Source organism: Thermostichus sp. OS-CIW-26 (assembly GCF_054058395.1).
This window is the reverse complement of the sequence record NZ_JBSSAG010000027.1, coordinates 1-17,115: the sequence shown is the minus strand read 5'-3', so window position 1 is coordinate 17,115 and position 17,115 is coordinate 1. Positions and strand designations below refer to the sequence as shown.

Sequence of the window (17,115 nt, the reverse complement as noted above, 5' to 3'; positions counted from 1 at the left end):
AGGGGCAGCTACCCCCGACGGAGGGCTCTATTTTTCGGCAGCCAAAAACAATTGGGCCCGCCAAAAGCAGGCAATGGACTTGCTGTCCAAATCCATTCCCAAACGGGCCATTTCTGTAAGCTCAGAAGCAGAAAACTCCACTACGGTAATATCTTCATCCTCATCCTTATCGGGAGGGGAATCCAGCACTTCCAGCTCCCGCGCCAAATAGGCATACATAATCTCGCTGGAATAGCCGGGGCACAAATAAAATTGGCCAAGGGGATCCCAGCGATGGGCACGCAGGCCCGTTTCTTCTTCCAGCTCGCGGCGAATGGTGTCATCGGGATGCTCCCCTGGCTCGACTGTGCCTGCCGGAAATTCATAAAGGTAGGAGGCAACCGCAAAGCGATATTGACGAATGCAGACGAACTTGCCTGCTGCAGTTACAGGCACGGCCACCACCCCCCCGGGATGGATGAGGTACTCCCGCTCTCCCTCTTTGCCGTTGGGAAAACGCAAACGCTGGCTGACGAAGGTGTATTTGTGGCCTTGATAGCGGAGGCGCTCACGAATCACCTGAGATGGGTTTTGCATGGCAAGGGATCCCGAGAGTAGAGCCGCTCTCAGCTTAATGGTTTTCGGCGCTGTTGCAACCGGGCAATCCAGAGGGATTCACACGCCCTTGGGATCCCGTGTCTGGGGTAGAGTCAGGAAAAGCACAAAAGTTGCAGGCCATGATTTACCCTCCCTTGAAGGAGTTTCTTGCCCTCACCAAGCAGGGCAACTTTATCCCGGTGTACCAGGAATGGGTGGCGGATTTGGAAACGCCGGTTTCTGCCTGGTATCGGGTTTGTGCCGGCCAGCCCTACAACTTTCTCCTGGAGTCGGTGGAGGGGGGGGAACAGGTGGCCCGCTACAGCTTCTTGGGCTGCGATCCCCTGTGGGTTTTGGAAATACGCGGGGATCAGGCGCTACAGCGATACCGCGATGGCCGACAGGAGCACCACCAAGGGGATCCCTTTGCCATCTTGGCCCGCTGCTTGCAGCCTTATGAGCCGGTGCATTTGCCGGAACTGCCCAGCAGCATTGGCGGCCTGTTTGGCTACTGGGGCTACGAGCTGATTCGCTGGATTGAGCCCAAGGTGCCCATCCACCCCCTGCAGCCGGGGGATCCCCCTGATGCCGTTTTGATGCAGGTGGACAGCATCCTGCTCTTTGACCAGGTGAAGCGCAAGATCTGGGTGGTGGCCTTCGCCGATACCCGTCACCACGCTGCCGAGGAAGCCTATGCCCAAGCCTGCCGGCGGGTGGAAAAGCTGATGCAGCAGCTCAGCGCTCCTCTTTCCCTGGCCCATCTGCACCTCAACTGGAAGCCCCACCTGTCGGAAAGGACTCCGTCCCGCTGGCGCGAACAAATCCCCCCCAGCACCCTGAGCCACCCAGCCTACTGCCAAGCGGTGGAACGGGCTAAGGACTACATCCGCGCCGGAGATATCTTCCAGGTGGTGCTCTCGCAGCGGTTTACCATCTCCTTTGCGGGGGATCCCTTTCGCCTCTACCGCTCGTTGCGGCTGATTAACCCTTCCCCTTATATGGCGTTTTTGCAGTTTGGGGATCTCTGCCTCATCGGCTCCAGCCCAGAGGTGATGGTCAAACTCAGCCGGGTGGGAGAAGACCGCATCGCCACCGTGCGCCCCATTGCCGGCACCCGCCCCCGTGGCACCACCCCTCTGGAAGACCGGCAGCTGGAGCAAGAGCTGTTGGCAGATCCGAAAGAACGGGCCGAACATGTGATGCTGGTGGATCTGGCCCGCAACGACCTGGGACGGGTCTGCCAACTGGGATCTGTGCAGGTGGACGACCTGATGCAGATCGAGCGCTACAGCCATGTGATGCACATTGTCAGCAACGTGGTGGGGCGGCTGGATCCCCAGTACAGCGCCTGGGATCTGCTGCGGGCCACCTTCCCCGCCGGAACCGTTACCGGCGCCCCCAAAATCCGCGCCATGCAGATTATTCATGAGCTGGAAGGATGCCGCCGCGGGCCCTATGCCGGCGCCTATGGCTACTACGACTTTTCCGGCCAACTGAACACCGCCATCACCATCCGCACCCTGCTGGTTCATCAGGGCCAGGTGAGCTTGCAGGCCGGGGCAGGTATTGTGGCCGACTCGGATCCGGAGCGGGAATATCAAGAATGTCTGAACAAAGCGCGGGGCATGTTAATGGCTGTGGCCAGTTTGCAGGAGACCTAGCCCATGTTGGCCCAGTTGCGCTTCAGCCCTGCGGTTCGCGTCAGCGGGACGGAGTCCTTACAGGAGCTCCAGCAGCCGGATCCAGAGACCGTAGAGCAGGCTTTTGAACTGTTTTCCACAGAGGGCTATCTGGTGTTGCCGGAGATCTTTCCCCCCGAGCTCATCGACAAGTTGCACAGCAGCTTTCTGGCCACCTACAGCCGCTACTGCACCCACGAGCACCACGCCGATGCCCTGTTAGTGGGCAATAGACGGGTGATGGTAACGGTTCGCCTGGAGGGCCCCTTCAACGATCCCCTCATCTATGCCCATCCTCTGATCTTGCCCATCCTGAAGCGGATTTTGGGGCCGGAGTTGATCTTGAGCGGGCTGGGGGCGGTGGTCTCTCTGCCGGGATCCGCCGATCAACAAGTTCACCGGGATCTGTCTCATCTGTTTGGCGACGAGACCTTGGATGCGATCATTCCTTGCTATGCCCTGAATTTGCTCATTCCTCTGGTGGATGTCAACGAAGAGAACGGCATGACCCGTCTCTGGCCCGGCAGCCATGTGGTCTTCGATGCCCACTATACCGAGCTGGCCCAGCAGATGCCCTTTGTCGATCCGCCCCTGGCCAAGGGATCCTGCCTCCTGTTTGACTACCGCCTGATTCACCTGGGTCGGGCCAATCGCTCCCCTGCCCCCCGTCCCCTTCTCTACAACACCTACAGCCGCGCTTGGTTTCGGGATCCTGTCAACTACACTCGGCAACCTCCCCTGGTGATCCCGGCCCAAGAGAAAGAGCGGATCCCAGCCGAGCATCAGCGCCTATTCGTGACGGCACAGATTGTGTAGACGGCCCGGAACTGCGAGCTAACCGAAAACTCGGCGGCTCAGGCCCCGGCATTTATGCCTAGGGATAAGCTACCGTCTCCTGATAGGATGTGAGTATCGCTCCACCCATTTATAGAAGGGTGCAGTGCTGAAGGTGAAGTAGAAGTATCTGGGGTGTTTCCACATCCCAGTAGCTGGTGCGTTCGCCTTGGCGGCGCGAAGCGCTTTGGCGTCCCCCACGGTGCTGCGGTATAAGCCACATGCTCGGTGTAGCTCAGTCAGCTAGAAATCGCAGGAGCCCCGCACTGTACCCGTAGGGTCAGTGTCGGGAGGAATGCGGAAGTTATGATAGAACCATGACCCAAGTCCTGACGGTCTCCTGCAAGCTCAAGGTGTCCCAGTCGCAAGCCGCCAAATTGGACGCGACAATGGATGCCTTTGTGCAGGCGTTGAACTGGGTCAACCAAAACACACCAGAAAAAGTAGTCAACGCAGTCAAACTCCAATCCCTTTGCTACTACGAGATTCGAGCCCGGTTCGGCTTGTCCAGTAACTTGGCTCAACAGGTGTGCAGACGGGTGGCAGGCGCTCGCAAAGTGGCGAGACAGCGCAACCGTCCGGTTAAAGAGTTCAAGCGTAGGTTCGTTACCTACGACGCACGTATCTTTTCATTCCGCGAGAAAGACTGGACGGTGTCACTGACCACGGTTGAAGGGAGAGAACGCTTTGAGCTAGCCATTGGTAACTACCAGAGGGGAATGCTGGCTGGCTCTAACCCCAAATCGGCCACCCTAGTCCAGCGCAAAGACGGCTCCTACTCCATCCAGATTTGTGTCGAGGCAGAGCCCCCCAAGCAACAGAACACCGACAAGGTGATTGGTGTTGACCTGGGACGGCGAGACATTGCACATACCTCCGAAGGAGACAACTGGAATGGACAGCAGCTGAACAAAGTCCGAGATCACTACTGTCGGTTAAGAGCGTCTCTTCAGCGCAAGGCCAGTAAGGGCACCCGCAGTTGCAGGCGGCGATGCCGTCAACTGCTGCAACGGCTGTCTGGCAAGGAGAGACGCTTTCAAGCGTGGGTCAATCATCGCATCTCCAAAGCTATTGTCTCTAGGGCAAAGACCACAAACAGCGCTATTGCCCTGGAAGACTTGACAGGGATTCGGGAAAGAGTCAATCAACAGCCACGCAGCAAAGCTGAGCGGCGCAGAACCAATAACTGGGCGTTCTACCAGCTTAGGATGTTTGTGGTCTACAAGGCTGCCATCGCCGGAGTACCTGTAGTACTGGTTCCGCCTGCCTACACGTCGCAGACCTGCCACCGGTGTTTGCACATTCATCCCGACCCTGCGCAATCCTATCGCAGTGGGAAGCAGTTCAAGTGTGGGCACTGTGGATGGGAAGGGGATGCGGACTGGAATGGGGCCAACATGATTGCCAAACTTGGGGCTGCCGTAAACCAGCCTAGAGGTCCGTGGTTGGCTTGCCAACTGCAGGGCTGCCGAAAGCCCGCCCTGTACTGCGAAGCAGTCAGGGTCGGGTAGTTTACCTAGACCGCCGAGAAGCGACGCCCTCTATGTATCAGCATGAGGGTCAGGATGAAAGGCGGAAACCCTTGCTATGGTAAACACAGAGCGGTGGGGCATCCCGTTCTTAAAGCTCAGGAAATGTCCTTAACAGGAGTCACTGAGAAGCTCGTACTCTTTCGCTTTAGCGGCGCGGAGCGCTTTGCATCAGCATGAGTGCGGGAGTATGTCACGATGTCTCTGAATGGGGGTGGTTATCCCCGTTATTGCAGTTTGATTGCGCACCTCACCATGAGCGAAAAGATCCCCCAAGATCCCTCCTCGCCGGAAGTGGCGGCTGAGATGGCCTTTGCTGCGGAGCCCAGCATAGCAGAAGGAGCTGCTTCAGAAGAAACCACCCCAGACTCGGATCCCGGCAAGGGATCCCCTGGCACCGGCGGGTCGAATGCGCAGCGTGTCCGTCAACTGCTGGGCATGAAAGGAGCAGAGGTGGAGTCTCGCTCCATTTGGCAGTTGCACTTGCAACTGATGAAGCCTGTCACCTGGATCCCTTTGGTGTGGGGTCTGATTCCGGGGGCGGCATCTTCCGGTCACTTCACCTGGACTTGGGAGAATGTGGCTCTCATTTTGGTGGGCATGATCCTGGCGGGCCCCCTGATGACGGGCTATACCCAAACGGTGAACGAATACTACGACCGCGAGATCGACGCCATCAACGAGCCCTACCGCCCCATTCCCTCCGGCGCTATTTCTCTGCAGCGGGTGGTTATCCAGATCTGGGTGCTGCTGATCTTGGGGTTGGGCTTGGCCTACGCTCTGGACTGGTACACGGGCCATGACTTCCCGGTGATCACCTGCATTGCCTTGGCGGGAGCCCTGATTGCCTACATTTACTCGGCGCCCCCCCTGAAGCTCAAGCGCAACGGCTGGCTGGGCAACTATGCCCTTGGTGCCAGCTACATCGCCCTGCCTTGGTGGACAGGCCACGCCTTGTTCGGCGAGCTAAACTGGACGGTCTGCATCCTGACGCTGATCTACAGCTTGGCCGGGCTGGGGATTGCTGTGGTCAACGATTTCAAAAGCATCGAAGGGGACAGGCAGTTTGGCTTGGCCTCTTTGCCGGTGATGTTCGGGGCGATGGGGGCCGCTTGGATCTCGGTGCTGATGATCGACCTGTTCCAGTTCGGCATGGCCTCGTTTTTGCTGGGGGCGGGCCTAAAACTTTACGCGGCCCTTTTGGTGCTGCTGATCATTCCCCAAATAACCTTCCAAGATATGTACCTCCTGCGGGATCCTTTGAACAACGATGTGAAATACCAAGCCAGCGCGCAGCCCTTTTTGGTGTTGGGCATGTTGGTGGTCGGGCTGGCGTTGGGCCGCTCGGGGCTGTGGTAGTCGAGCCGACGGCAAAGTGCCCATCTTGGCAACAGAGGTGACGGCTTCCGCCCTGGGTTCGGCCCGACATCTGGGCCAAGATCAAGTCAAGATCAAGTTAAGTTGAGCCAGGGATCCATCCCCTGCAAGGATCGTTGGCGGATCCCTGGAAGCTGTTATGGCCCTGGGCCAAAGGAGATATCCAATGAAGCTGTTGTTTCCCCTCCAACTCGGCCTAAGCCTGGCTTTGCTCTTGGGGCCGCTGGCCGTCTCTCCCGCCCAAGCGCAGCGGATCGTCATCGACGGGCGGGGGATCGTGGTAGAACCCAGCACAGGTGGCTCGGTGATCCTCAATCCCGACCAGCCGGTCTTTTCTCCAATCTTGCCCTCTGCAGTTCCTTTTTCCATCGATGAAGAAGGCAAGATCGTCTCTGCCCCTGGCTACCGCTGCAGTGCGGCTACTGCTGCCGACAACTCCCCCATCATCTGTCGCTCCCAGTTCAACCGCAACGACGTGGTGGTGTATGAGCGGGACGGCCAATCCAACACCTTCCTTGTGAACATCGACAACACGGTGACCCGGCCCTCCGGCAGTGGGCTGCGGATTGTGCCCAACCCTGAACCGGCGACTCCCTCGGGTAGCGGCCTGCGCATCATCCTAGACTGAGGGCAGGGATCCCTTCACCTCTTGTCCAGTTGCAACCGCAGCATTTGCTCTGCATCCTAGAGAGGTTTGGCGAAGAAATAGCCCTGGCCATACTCGCAGTTCAACAGCCTCATTGGTGCAGTCGCTGTAGGGTTTCGATCCCCTCGGCAGTGACATCCATTCCCAGGCTGCGGGCCAAGGTGATGATCAGGCAATGGTCTCGGCATTTTCTTCATTCGGCCCCCAGCGCGAGATGAAGGAGTGATCGATTTTCAGGCCATTTTTTCAGGCCATTGATGAGGTAATCCTGCAGGCCCCTGAGAGAGGAGTAGCCTGGGCCGAAGATCAAAACCCCCGCAATTGCGCCAGTTGCTCTGCTGCTAGAAACCGTAGCCTATTTTGCGGTCTAAGGAGATCTTTCGATGCTGGGGTGGTATTGTTGCCGTCTTTCTTCCAATTCCATCAGGATCTGCTGATGACGCTGCCGGGTGATTGGGTAGAACCACACCAGCAAGATCCCGCCGATCAGGGCCACCGCCGGTAAGGGGCCAATGGCAACGCGAATGGCCAACAAAGCCGATTCCGGCTGGATGGGCAGGGCCTCTCCGGCCACCGAAGGCACAAAGCCGGCCCAATCCAGAGCTTGCCCCACGAAAAACAGCCCCAGTGCCAAGCCCACCTTTTGTAAGAAGACCATAAAAGCGTAGAAGATCCCCTCCCGCCGCTCCCCGGTTTGCAGCTCATCCAGGTCGATCACATCCGGCAACATGGACCAAGGGCCGAGATAGGCCGTAGCAGAAACCCCAATGCCGGCCAACAGAGCCAGCCCAATCATGATCCCTTGCTGGCCGGGCTGGAGGAAAAACAGGCCCGCCTGCGAGATCAGCCAAAACCCCGCCCCAATGAGGTACATGGTGCGCTTGTCCAGATGGGTGCTCAGTTGGGTCCAACCGAACAGCGTCAGCACTGCGATCCCCTGTACCGCCAGTACCACCAAGGAAATCCACACCTCCGGCAGGCCCATCCAGAAGACGATGAAATAAGGGATGATTGTGGCTGTGAACTGAAACGCTAGCCAAGAACACAGGTAGATGCCGCTGACAAACAGGTAGGGGCGGTTGCTGAAGGCCACCCGCAGTTGTTGAACCAGGGGCATGGGATCCCGTTGGGATGGATACCGTTCTCGCACCCCCCAAAAACAGATCAGCAAGGGCACAGCCGAGATCACTCCAAAACAGGCTCCGGCCAGCAGATGGCCAGCAGCCCGATCCGGCAGCAGGTTGACCAAGAGCGGAAAGGTAACCACCGCAACCATGCTGCCCCCTACAGAGAAGGCAAAGCGGAATTGGTTGAGCTGGGTGCGCTCGTCGTAATCCTGGGTCAGCTCCGCTGTCAGGGAGGCGTAGGGAATATTGGCCGCAGAGTAGAAGGTATTGAACAAGAGCGACACCGCCAGGTAGTAGGCAAACAGGGGGCCAATCCGACCGGGAAAAGGGATCCACCACTGGGCCAGGAACGTGAGGCCAAAGGGGAGGGCTGCAAACAGCAGCCAGGGGCGGCGACGGCCCCAACGGGTGCGGGTGCGGTCGCTGAGAATGCCGATGATGGGATCGTTGATGGCATCCCAAAAGCGAGTGATGGCGTAGATGCTGCCGGCTAGGCCTGCCGACATGCCAACGGTATTGGTGAGAAAGGGCAGCAGGAAAAAGATGAGGATGTTGGCCGTCATGCCTGTGCCCAGATCCCCCACCCCATAGGCCAGCTTCGTCCACAAACTGAGTCGCTGTCTGGTCATCATGTCCCCCTGGAATGCCAGGATTCCAGTGTAGGGGGTAGGTGGAGATTTCTTTTTTGGGGATCCCTGGAAAAGCTGATCAAAATTCAGGGTCTTCTCCCAGTTCCCGTAGCCGCTGGGCCAGTCGTTCGGCTCGGGAGCGTTCCAATTCTGCCCGCTGCCGTTCCAATTCTGCCCGTTGCCGTTCCAATTCAGCCCGCTGCCGTTCTAGTTCAGCTCCCGTAGGCAACAATTGCCCTGCCCTATCATACCAGCGCACCCAAAAGCGTTCTCGCCCCTCGTAGGATCCCCACCACCGACCGATACTCAAGTCCAAATCGGGCAACAGAATTGGGGGATGTTCTCCAGCGCCTGAGCCGGGGAGCAGCTCATAGTGTCCGCCCTGGAGTTGATAAACATTCAGCTCATCGGTCTCTAGCTCGAAGGTGACGTAGTAGGGGATCCGCAGCCGCCTTTCGTAGAGCTGGAATTTGGCTTGTCCGGGTTTTTCTTCCCCCTGGTCGTTGCAGATGATCTCCAAGATGAGAATAGGCAAGATATTCCCTTCATCCCAAACCACATAACTTTTGCGGGCAGTGCCATCCCGCCAACGGGGAACCCCCAGCACCAGAAACAAATCCGGAACAATGACCTGCCGGGGTAGGGCGTAGTAAAGGCCCATATTGCAAGCCACAAAAAAGTCTTGCCGATCTGACCAGTGCAGCAGCAGCGGTTCCCGGAGGAGGGGGTATTGGCGGCCTTGATCCTCGTTGTCCAAGGGGGTGTCGTCTGTATCGGGCAAGTCGTGCTGGGTGGGCCAGCGATAGGGGGCGATGGTCATGGCCAGGCAGGAGCAGTATGCCTCCACTGTAGCGAATGGGTTAGGACTGCATTTGGCTCATCGCCTCCAGATCCAGCACCTTGGCCACCTGTTCCGGGGTCATCAAGTTGCGCTCTAAGACAATCTGCCGAATGGACTGGCCGGTTTCCAAAGAAGCCTTGGCCACTTCTGCAGCTTGCAAATAGCCGATGTAGGGGTTGAGGGCGGTCACCAAAGCCAGCGTCCCTTCTGCGTAGCTACGGCAGCGCTCCGGTTTGGGGGTGATGCCTTGAATACAGCGCTCGGCAAAGACCCGCAGGCTGTTGTTTAGGATCTGTAGGCTGTGCAGGAGGTCATAGGCAATCAGGGGCATCATCACGTTGAGCTCAAATTGCCCCGCTTGGGCTGCGAGGGTGATGGCGGTATCCAGCCCAATCACCTGGAAACAGACCATGTTCAACATCTCGGCTATCACCGGGTTGTACTTGCCAGGCATGATGGAAGAGCCGGGCTGCACCGGCGGCAGTTGGATCTCCTTCAGGCCGGTCTTGGGGCCAGAATCCATCAGCCGCAGGTCGTTGGCCAGCTTGATGCCATCTTGGGCCAGGTTGCGCAGGGATCCCGACAGGTGCACAAAGGGGGCCATGCTCTGCATCGCCGCCATGGGATGGGGGGCCGGGGTAAGGGGCAACTGGGTGTACTCTGCCAGCCGTTGCACCACCTTTTGCCGGTACTGGGGATGGGTATTGAGGCCGGTGCCGACGGCGCTGCCCCCCAGCCCCAAGCTGCCCAGAGCCTGGCTGGCCTCCTCGATCCAGCGGCGGTGCTGGGCAAAGATGGCCGCATAGGCGCCGAAGCTATCTCCCAGCCTTATGGGGACAGCATCCTGCAAATGGGTGCGGCCCGCCTTGAGAATGCCGTGGAACTCCTGTGCTTTCTGCTCCAGCGCCGCCACCAGGTTGTCCAGCGTGCCCAAAAGATCCCGCCGCACCCGCAGCAGGGCAGCCAGACGAATGGCGGTGGGGATGACATCGTTGGTGGACTGGCCGTAGTTGACATGGTCGTTGGGGCTGACCCGCTCGTAGCGGCCCTTGGGCTCCCCCAGGATCTCCAGAGCGCGGTTGGCCAACACTTCGTTGACATTCATGTGGTGGGAGGTGCCCGCCCCTGCTTGGTAGATATCCACCACAAACTGATCCCGCAGGGATCCCTGGAGGATCTCATCCGCCGCTTGGACAATCGCCTTGGCCACCTCTGCCGGAATGCACCCCAGCTCGCCGTTGACCTCCGCCGCCGCCTTTTTAATCAGCACGCAGGCCTCCACATACTCTGGCAGGGGCTTGAGGCCGCTGATGGGGAAGTTCTCCAGGGCACGGGCGGTCTGGATGCCGTAGTAAACCGACTGGGGTAGTTGCCGCTCCCCCATTGAGTCTCGTTCGCTGCGCACCTCAGCCAAGGCGTTCTCCTCTCCCGTTGGCGGATCCCTAAGCTAGCTGCCTGCAGTCTTCTCCGAGGGTGTCTCGACGGCTGCAGATAAGTTTTGTAAAGTAGCCTGCAACTGCTGGCTGAGGCGCTCGTTGTTCTCGGCCAAGACCAACACCATGGCCGCACAGGCCAGGTGCACCCCTGCTCGAAATTCCGCCGAAGACTTGTACTGGATCAGCGCCTCGCTATCTCCTTCCCGCGGGCTGAGGATGAGCTGAACCGACTTTTGGGCCAACTCTGTCAGTTCCCGTTCCGTTAAACCGAGCTGCACCGCTTCTGCCCTCCCTGCTGGCCGACAAACAACCTTTGATCCCATCAGGATCGCCACTTTGGTATCCTACCGCGGCCTGGCAGGATCCCCAAGTGAGCGGGCCTTGACAACGCTTGACGGCTCTAGAAAGAGACGGAAAATGCCGGTTAGTATAGGTGCAGCCTGCCTTGGCCTGCGGGCCAGTGGCCGACTTTGATTGGAGAGTCCAAACTCAGGGTTCGGCACTGCTCCGAAGGGGGCTAGTCCTACTTAGCATTTGTCTTGTGTTGTTATTTCGTTGAGAGAGGAAAACTTGACCGTAGAGCATCCACCTGACCGCTTCCCCCGCAAGCAGCGCACAGAGCTGCCGGCTATCAACGAGCGCATCCGCTTCCCCAAAATCCGCCTTATCGATACCGACGGCACTCAGTTGGGGATCATGAGCCCGCGCGAAGCCCTGCGCCTGGCAGAAGAAAAAGATCTGGATTTGGTCTTGGTGAGCGAAAAGGCCGACCCGCCCGTCTGCCGCATCATGGACTACGGCAAGTTCAAGTTTGAGAAGGAGAAGAAAGAACGGGAGGCCCGCAAGAAGCAACACACTGCCGAGATCAAGGAAGTGAAGTTTCGCTACAACATCGGCGAGCACGACTACAACGTGCACCTGCGCAGCGCCCAACAGTTCTTGGGGGATGGAGACAAGGTGAAAGCCACGGTGATGTTCCGCGGTCGTGAGGCCCAGCACGCCGAGTTGGGGGAAGAATTGCTGCACCGCTTGTTCAAAGACTTACAAGAAGTGGCGGAAATGCAGCAGCCCCCCCAAAAGGAAGGGCGAAACATCACGATGATTCTCTCTCCCAAAAAATCGGTCTGAGGAGGGATCCCACCCATGCCCCTTGCCGTTGGGGATCCGGCTCCGGAGTTCACCCTGCCCGATGCCGAGGGCAATCCCATCAGCTTGAGCCAGTTGCGGGGACAGCGGGTGGTGCTCTATTTTTACCCGCGGGACAACACCCCCGGCTGCACCCAAGAAGCCTGCGGCTTTCGGGATGCCTACGCTGACTATCAAGCCCACGGCATCGCCATCTTGGGGGTGAGCGCCGACGATGCCCGTTCCCACCAAAAATTTGCCCAGAAGCTGCAACTGCCCTTCCCCCTGTTGGTGGATGAGGGGGCCAAGGTGGCCAGGGCTTACGGGGTCTATGGGCCGAAAAAGTTCATGGGCAAAGAGTACAACGGCATTCACCGCACCACTTTTGTTATTGATCCGGAGGGGAAGATCGAGGCCGTTATCACCAAGGTCAAGGTGGAAACCCACGCAGCGGAGCTGCTCAAGCAGTTGACCGGCTCTTAGGCTTTCCGGTGGGAGTTCGGCAGACCTGCTGCTGGGCTCGTTGTTCTGGAACCTGAGCCAAGACGGGAACGAAAAGAGCAAAAAAAGATGTAAAGTGCCGGTATTGATTCCTCGTGGGCTAGGGCCGTGTCCCGACGCAGCCGTACCCTCAAGTCGATTCACGACAGCTACCAAATGTTGGGTTTGGCCGGCCAAGGGCAGTACGGGCGTGTATTCTGTGCCCGTCCCCGTCAAGGAGGAGACCTGGTGGCCCTGAAGGAGCTGCCGGCGGAGCGCTTTCCCACCCAAAATCTGCTGCGGGAGCTGCGCCATCTGCTCACCCTCAACCACCCCAACATTACCCGCTGCTACGCCCTCGAACATGCCCGCGAAGGTCGCTACCTGGTGTTGGAGTACTGCGAGGGAGGCACGCTGCGGGAGCTGATCGACCAGGTGGAGCAAGGGCTGTGGCTGCCGGTCAAGCAGGTTTTGGGCTTTGTGGATCAGATTTTGGCCGGGTTAGATCATGCCCACCGGCAGGGGGTGATCCACTGCGATGTCAAGCCCGAGAACATCCTGCTCAAGCCCACGCCCCAGGGCTGGCAACTGAAGTTGACGGATTTTGGCATCGCCCGTCGCCTGCAGCCTGCTGCCGGCGAGATCACCGCCACCGGATCCCCTGCCTACATGGCCCCGGAGCGGTTTTATGGCCAGTTCAGTCCCGCTTCCGATCTCTACGCGGTGGGGATCATCCTGGTGGAGCTGCTGACGGGCCGACGGCCTTTTTCCGGATCTCCCGGCCAGTTGATGCACGCCCACCTCAACCAGCCGTTTGTCTGTCCAGAAGGGATCCCTGCCCCGCTGCGGGAGGTGCTGGAGATAGCCCTACGCAAGTTGCCCTTGCGGCGGTTCCGCACTGCTGCCCAAATGCGGTCGGCTTTGGCGGTGGTTGCCCAAGAGTGGCAAGAGCCGGCCAGTTGTTGGGTTGGCCCTCGCCTGCCCAGATGGCCGCCCCCTGGGGTACAGGTTTGGGATCTGCCGGATCTGGGCTCTGTTGACACTGGCGGGATGGAGTTCCTGGCCGAGCAAAAGTTCTGCATCTGCGAGGATCCCAGCGGCTCCAGATCCCCGCTGCTGTTGCGGGTGACCCCCCAGAGGCTGGAATGGCTGGAGCTCCAGAACCTTGCCCTGGGATCCCCTGCTTTGGCCCGTTTTTCCCTGGACGAGCCAATTCGGGCGGTGCTGCCCTTGAACACCTTCCCGGAAGCCCTGGCCTTCTCCCGAAGCAGCCTTTTGCACCTCAGCCCCAGCCGCATCCGCACCTTGCTCAGCTTTGAGGAGGATTGGCAGGCCACCTGGCTGGCAGAGCGACAGGAGCTGGTCTGGGCCACCGCCCAAGAGTTGGGGGCCGTACAATGGCAGCCGGCCACGTCGACAGGAACACAGCCTTTCCCCGATTCCCGCTGTTATTTCCGTTGGCCTTGGCAGGGATCCCTGTCCCGCTTGCTGGCCCTCTCGGAGCATCTGGTTTTGTTGACAGGTGTGGGGCAGCAGTGGGTGGAGATGAGCCTCTTGCCCTATCCCAAGGGACACCATCCCACTGTCGCGACCGGTTGGTCTCTGCAGACGGGATCCCAGCCCGTTCGCTATCGCCTGCCCTTGGATCCCCAAGGGGGGGTGATCAGCTTGGGAGAACGGTTGCTCTTTGCGGCAACAGATGAGGGAAGGGAAGGCCAGCAAGGTTGCTGCCCCTATCTCCACTCGGTGCAGGTGAATCCGCTGCGGGTGCGCCGCTGGTTCTTGAAAGGGCAACCTGTCCAGATGGCCAAGGCCCCTTGGGGCGTGCTGCTGCTGTGTCGAGAGGGCGAGCAATCCACTTCCCTCTGGCTGTACAGTGAAAAAGGGGATCCCTTGGCCCAAGTAGCTGTGCCTAACGGCTCACAGGTGTTGCAGGTGGGCCAAAGGGGCAAGATTTGGCTGCAAGTGCCCAAAGCAGAAAAGCCCCCCCAGTTCCAGCTTTGGCAATTGGATCTGAACTGCTTGCCGGTGAGCGGACAGCCTTCCCAGGTGATGCTGTGCGACCCAGCGATCTAGAGTTTCGCCAAGGACTCCGTCCCGCTGTCGCGACCGGACTCGGCCAGAACCGCTATCAGCCCTAAGATCAAGTTTGAAGATCAAGTTTGGCCAGATGCCCGGCCAGCTCTGCTGGGCTGTGGACCAGGGGAGTGGTGATCTGTCCAGCCTGTTGGAGAACAAGCATGAGTCAATATCTGCCGGAACCTGCTGCTGTGGAGGAGGATCCCAGCTTGTTGGTAGAGCGGCTGCGCCGCAAAGAGGGCCGGTGGCTGGATTGGGCCAAGGCCTGTCAAGCTTTGCAACGACAGAAAATGACTCCCCAGGCCATCTTCGAGGCAACCGGGTTTGAGCCCATTCACCAAAACCAGATCCTTGTTGCGGCCCAGGTTTACGAAGGGATGGCCAAAGCAGGAGCCAGCCCAGAAGTTCTGGGGCATTTTGCCCATAAAGGCAGCGATATCCTCTACGAGTTGCGCATTCTCTCTCCACAGGATCGGGTTCGGGTGGCGGAATTTATCTTCAGTCGCCATTTGAATGCCGCTGATGCTCATGAGATCGCCCGCGCCGTGAAAAATTATGCCCAGCTCCAACAGCTTCCGGAAGGGTTTACGGATCACCCCGGCGATGCGGTAGCCTATCAAGCCTGGAGAACGGCCCAGCAAACCCGCGATCTGCAGGAGCGAACTCGGGCTATCGGTCGAGCGTTTCAGTATGTCCACAGTGATACAGCCCGCCGACAGGTGGAGCAGCTCTTGTCCACGATTGCCACCAGCTCCCGCCCCCAACGCAGCGTTTTGCCCAAGCTGTCCGTGTTTCGCTTGGAAGAAGATCTGCCGCGACTGCTGCCGGTGGCCGGATCCCTGCCTCTTGCAACTGCCGCCTGGGAAGGGATCCCCCCCAGCGAGCCGCAAGGGCCCTTTGGCTGGGTCAACAGCCCGGCGGAGCAGACTTGGATGGCCTTGCCTGCTTGGCCGGTGATTCAAAAGGCCGGGGATCCGGTGATCCTTCAGGTGGAAAACCGGCTTTTGGGATCCCTGTTGGGTTTGCCGGTGCCTGCCGGTGAAGAACAGGATCCGGTTTTGCTGGTGGTCGATCGCGCCGCTCGGGTTTGGGAGGGAGCTCAGATGGCGGGATTTTTCCTGGTGGATCGGGCCGGATCCCTGGCGGTGGAGTGGATAGAAGACTCGCCCTCCTCTCCCCTGTTGGGCCAGGTGCTGATGGCCGTGCGCCCCCCGCGGGTTTTCGATGAGGTGCTGGCTCAGGATCCCTGGCAGTTGGAAGAATAGGCGTTGGGATCCCGCCGTTGTAGCCATTCGTGCTAGTGGTGCAGAGCACCGCGCCTGGACTCGCCCCCATGGCCTCACCCATGGCCTCAATTGAGCAAGGCCAAGTTATCCCGGTGGACGGCAGTATCAACCCCTTCGTAGCCCAGGATGCGGGGAATCTCGGCGGTTTTTTTGCCCTTAATCTGCCGCAGCTCCTCGGCGCTGTAGTTCACCAGGCCCCGCGCCACCTCCTGGCCGCTGGGATCGCACAGGCGCACGGCAGCCCCCGCCTCAAACTCCCCAGAAATGGCTGTGATCCCTGCCGGCAACAGCGAGCGCCCTTGCTCGCACACCGCTCGTACCGCCCCCTCATCCAAAGTCAAAGATCCCTCGGGGATGAGGCCGTAGGCAATCCATCGCTTGCGAGCGCTGGCGGGCTGAGGAGCCGGATCAAAGCGGGTGCCGATGGCCTCGCCGGCCAGAATTGCCGGGATCTGCTCAGGCCGTTTGCCATTGGTGATCACCACCGTTACCCCTGCAGCTGTAGCAATTTGAGCAGCGGTCAGTTTGGTGGCCATGCCGCCGGTGCCCCAGCCGCTTTTCCCCTGGGCTTCGGCCTTCACCTGTAGCGGGATCCCGGGCAACACCCGCTCAATGGGCTGGGCAGAGGGATCTCGGTTGGGGTCAGCCGAATAGAGCTTGTCCACATCGGTGAGCAGGATAAGCCACTTGGCCTGCACCATGCTGGCCACTAACGCCGAAAGCGAGTCGTTATCGCCGAATTTCAGCTCCTCCACTGCCACCGTGTCGTTTTCATTGACGATGGGAATAACCCCCATCTGCAGCAGTTGGGCAAAAGTGCGATTGGCGTTCACGTAGCGGCTGCGCTCCACCAGATCGCCGCGGGTGAGCAGCACTTGGGCAATTGGCTGGTTCAGAGCCGAGAAGAGGTCATCGTAAAGGCGGATCAACCGCCCCTGTCCCACCGCAGCCACCGCCTGCTTCTCGGCAATAGCCGTCGGTCGTTGCCGCCAGCCAAGGCGAGCACAGCCCACCCCCACCGCCCCAGAGGAGACCAAGATCACCGCATACCCCTGCCTGCGCAGGTGGGTCAGCACCTCCACCAGCGGCCCCAACACCGAAAGACGCAACAAGCCGGTCTGAGTATCTGTCAGGCTGGAGGTGCCGATCTTCACCACCACCGTCACGTCTGTTGTTGCCATCGCCGCTCTCAACCCATCCTCCCACCCCTCTATTCACCATAGCGCCACCATAGCGGAGTCAAGACGCAGCTGTATTGACCAAAAGGCGCGGCAAGCCCCGTCCTTCAGGGCAGGGAAGGATAGCGCCGACCATAGCCGACGCCCTTTAAAAACGCAGTGCCGGCCATGTGAATATCGTTGTCATCACGCATAGGCCAAGAATACGATTGAGCGGTGCAACGACTTCAAGCCTTCAAGTACGAATTGCTGCCCAACAGCCAGCAGGAACGGCAGATGCGCCGCTTTGCTGG

At 59.4% G+C, this 17,115-nt stretch carries 16 protein-coding genes; 10 read left to right on the top strand and 6 right to left on the bottom strand.

Translation table 11 applies throughout. The features are described 5' to 3' along the window. Positions 1-27: 27 nt before the first annotated feature. Positions 28-576 (bottom strand): NUDIX hydrolase, encoded by a 549-nt coding sequence (locus tag ACVW0C_RS10630; protein ID WP_011432186.1) that lies wholly within the window; start codon positions 574-576, stop codon positions 28-30. A gap of 140 nt (positions 577-716) precedes the next feature. Here ACVW0C_RS10630 and trpE point away from each other — a divergent pair, with 140 nt between their 5' ends. The 5 genes from trpE to ACVW0C_RS10605 all read left to right on the top strand — a co-directional run bounded on the left by trpE (position 717) and on the right by ACVW0C_RS10605 (position 6,623). Beyond that, positions 717-2,237: an anthranilate synthase component I gene (gene trpE, locus ACVW0C_RS10625; protein WP_457385346.1), complete on the top strand. Its 1,521-nt coding sequence runs from the start codon at positions 717-719 to the stop codon at positions 2,235-2,237. Positions 2,238-2,240: 3 nt separating this feature from the next. Next, positions 2,241-3,071 carry a phytanoyl-CoA dioxygenase family protein gene (locus tag ACVW0C_RS10620; protein WP_457385344.1) on the top strand — a complete coding sequence of 277 codons (831 nt, stop codon included), beginning with the start codon at positions 2,241-2,243 and terminating at the stop codon, positions 3,069-3,071. A gap of 335 nt (positions 3,072-3,406) precedes the next feature. Continuing rightward, positions 3,407-4,600 (top strand): RNA-guided endonuclease InsQ/TnpB family protein, encoded by a 1,194-nt coding sequence (locus ACVW0C_RS10615; RefSeq protein WP_457385342.1) that lies wholly within the window; start codon positions 3,407-3,409, stop codon positions 4,598-4,600. A gap of 273 nt (positions 4,601-4,873) precedes the next feature. Beyond that, positions 4,874-5,977: a chlorophyll synthase ChlG gene (chlG, locus tag ACVW0C_RS10610; RefSeq protein ID WP_457385377.1), complete on the top strand. Its 1,104-nt coding sequence runs from the start codon at positions 4,874-4,876 to the stop codon at positions 5,975-5,977. Between the two features lie 184 nt (positions 5,978-6,161). After that, positions 6,162-6,623: a hypothetical protein gene (locus ACVW0C_RS10605; RefSeq protein ID WP_414343398.1), complete on the top strand. Its 462-nt coding sequence runs from the start codon at positions 6,162-6,164 to the stop codon at positions 6,621-6,623. A 385-nt stretch (positions 6,624-7,008) separates the two neighbouring features. Here the strand turns inward: ACVW0C_RS10605 and ACVW0C_RS10600 are convergent, their stop codons facing one another. The 4 genes from ACVW0C_RS10600 to ACVW0C_RS10585 all read right to left on the bottom strand — a co-directional run bounded on the left by ACVW0C_RS10600 (position 7,009) and on the right by ACVW0C_RS10585 (position 10,997). Further along, positions 7,009-8,397 (bottom strand): MFS transporter, encoded by a 1,389-nt coding sequence (locus tag ACVW0C_RS10600; RefSeq protein WP_457385340.1) that lies wholly within the window; start codon positions 8,395-8,397, stop codon positions 7,009-7,011. Positions 8,398-8,476: 79 nt separating this feature from the next. Beyond that, positions 8,477-9,217: a Uma2 family endonuclease gene (locus tag ACVW0C_RS10595; RefSeq protein WP_011432178.1), complete on the bottom strand. Its 741-nt coding sequence runs from the start codon at positions 9,215-9,217 to the stop codon at positions 8,477-8,479. Between the two features lie 40 nt (positions 9,218-9,257). Then, positions 9,258-10,643, bottom strand: coding sequence for an aspartate ammonia-lyase (locus ACVW0C_RS10590; protein ID WP_457385375.1), 1,386 nt, complete (start codon positions 10,641-10,643; stop codon positions 9,258-9,260). A 42-nt stretch (positions 10,644-10,685) separates the two neighbouring features. Next, positions 10,686-10,997 carry a hypothetical protein gene (locus ACVW0C_RS10585; RefSeq protein ID WP_457385338.1) on the bottom strand — a complete coding sequence of 104 codons (312 nt, stop codon included), beginning with the start codon at positions 10,995-10,997 and terminating at the stop codon, positions 10,686-10,688. Between the two features lie 298 nt (positions 10,998-11,295). Between ACVW0C_RS10585 and infC the strand changes: the two genes are divergently transcribed. The 4 genes from infC to raf1 all read left to right on the top strand — a co-directional run bounded on the left by infC (position 11,296) and on the right by raf1 (position 15,623). Then, the gene (infC, locus tag ACVW0C_RS10580) at positions 11,296-11,802 is read left to right on the top strand and encodes a translation initiation factor IF-3 (RefSeq protein WP_457385373.1); all 507 of its coding nucleotides are present in this window, start codon (positions 11,296-11,298) and stop codon (positions 11,800-11,802) included. 15 nt (positions 11,803-11,817) lie between these two features. Further along, on the top strand, positions 11,818-12,282 hold the full coding sequence (gene bcp / locus ACVW0C_RS10575; RefSeq protein ID WP_011432174.1) for a thioredoxin-dependent thiol peroxidase: 465 nt from the start codon (positions 11,818-11,820) through the stop codon (positions 12,280-12,282). 126 nt (positions 12,283-12,408) lie between these two features. Continuing rightward, positions 12,409-14,355 carry a serine/threonine-protein kinase gene (locus ACVW0C_RS10570; RefSeq protein ID WP_457385336.1) on the top strand — a complete coding sequence of 649 codons (1,947 nt, stop codon included), beginning with the start codon at positions 12,409-12,411 and terminating at the stop codon, positions 14,353-14,355. Between the two features lie 164 nt (positions 14,356-14,519). Beyond that, positions 14,520-15,623 carry a RuBisCO accumulation factor 1 gene (raf1, locus tag ACVW0C_RS10565; RefSeq protein ID WP_414343401.1) on the top strand — a complete coding sequence of 368 codons (1,104 nt, stop codon included), beginning with the start codon at positions 14,520-14,522 and terminating at the stop codon, positions 15,621-15,623. An 86-nt stretch (positions 15,624-15,709) separates the two neighbouring features. Here the strand turns inward: raf1 and proB are convergent, their stop codons facing one another. Beyond that, positions 15,710-16,825: a glutamate 5-kinase gene (proB, locus tag ACVW0C_RS10560; protein ID WP_041436197.1), complete on the bottom strand. Its 1,116-nt coding sequence runs from the start codon at positions 16,823-16,825 to the stop codon at positions 15,710-15,712. Between the two features lie 213 nt (positions 16,826-17,038). Here proB and ACVW0C_RS10555 point away from each other — a divergent pair. Beyond that, positions 17,039-17,115, top strand: a 77-nt coding sequence (locus ACVW0C_RS10555; protein ID WP_414381514.1) for a helix-turn-helix domain-containing protein, incomplete at its 3' end; no start/stop codon positions are given.

Bases quoted from the DNA above. Each gene is read 5' to 3' on its own strand.
- ACVW0C_RS10585 (WP_457385338.1), bottom strand. From the start codon at position 10,997: ATGGGATCAAAGGTTGTTTGTCGGCCAGCAGGGAGGGCAGAAGCGGTG.
- ACVW0C_RS10615 (WP_457385342.1), top strand. From the start codon at position 3,407: ATGACCCAAGTCCTGACGGTCTCCTGCAAGCTCAAGGTGTCCCAGTCG.
- bcp (WP_011432174.1), top strand. From the start codon at position 11,818: ATGCCCCTTGCCGTTGGGGATCCGGCTCCGGAGTTCACCCTGCCCGAT.
- chlG (WP_457385377.1), top strand. From the start codon at position 4,874: ATGAGCGAAAAGATCCCCCAAGATCCCTCCTCGCCGGAAGTGGCGGCT.
- raf1 (WP_414343401.1), top strand. From the start codon at position 14,520: ATGAGTCAATATCTGCCGGAACCTGCTGCTGTGGAGGAGGATCCCAGC.
- ACVW0C_RS10595 (WP_011432178.1), bottom strand. From the start codon at position 9,217: ATGACCATCGCCCCCTATCGCTGGCCCACCCAGCACGACTTGCCCGAT.
- ACVW0C_RS10630 (WP_011432186.1), bottom strand. From the start codon at position 576: ATGCAAAACCCATCTCAGGTGATTCGTGAGCGCCTCCGCTATCAAGGC.
- proB (WP_041436197.1), bottom strand. From the start codon at position 16,825: ATGGCAACAACAGACGTGACGGTGGTGGTGAAGATCGGCACCTCCAGC.
- ACVW0C_RS10620 (WP_457385344.1), top strand. From the start codon at position 2,241: ATGTTGGCCCAGTTGCGCTTCAGCCCTGCGGTTCGCGTCAGCGGGACG.
- trpE (WP_457385346.1), top strand. From the start codon at position 717: ATGATTTACCCTCCCTTGAAGGAGTTTCTTGCCCTCACCAAGCAGGGC.
- ACVW0C_RS10600 (WP_457385340.1), bottom strand. From the start codon at position 8,397: ATGACCAGACAGCGACTCAGTTTGTGGACGAAGCTGGCCTATGGGGTG.
- ACVW0C_RS10605 (WP_414343398.1), top strand. From the start codon at position 6,162: ATGAAGCTGTTGTTTCCCCTCCAACTCGGCCTAAGCCTGGCTTTGCTC.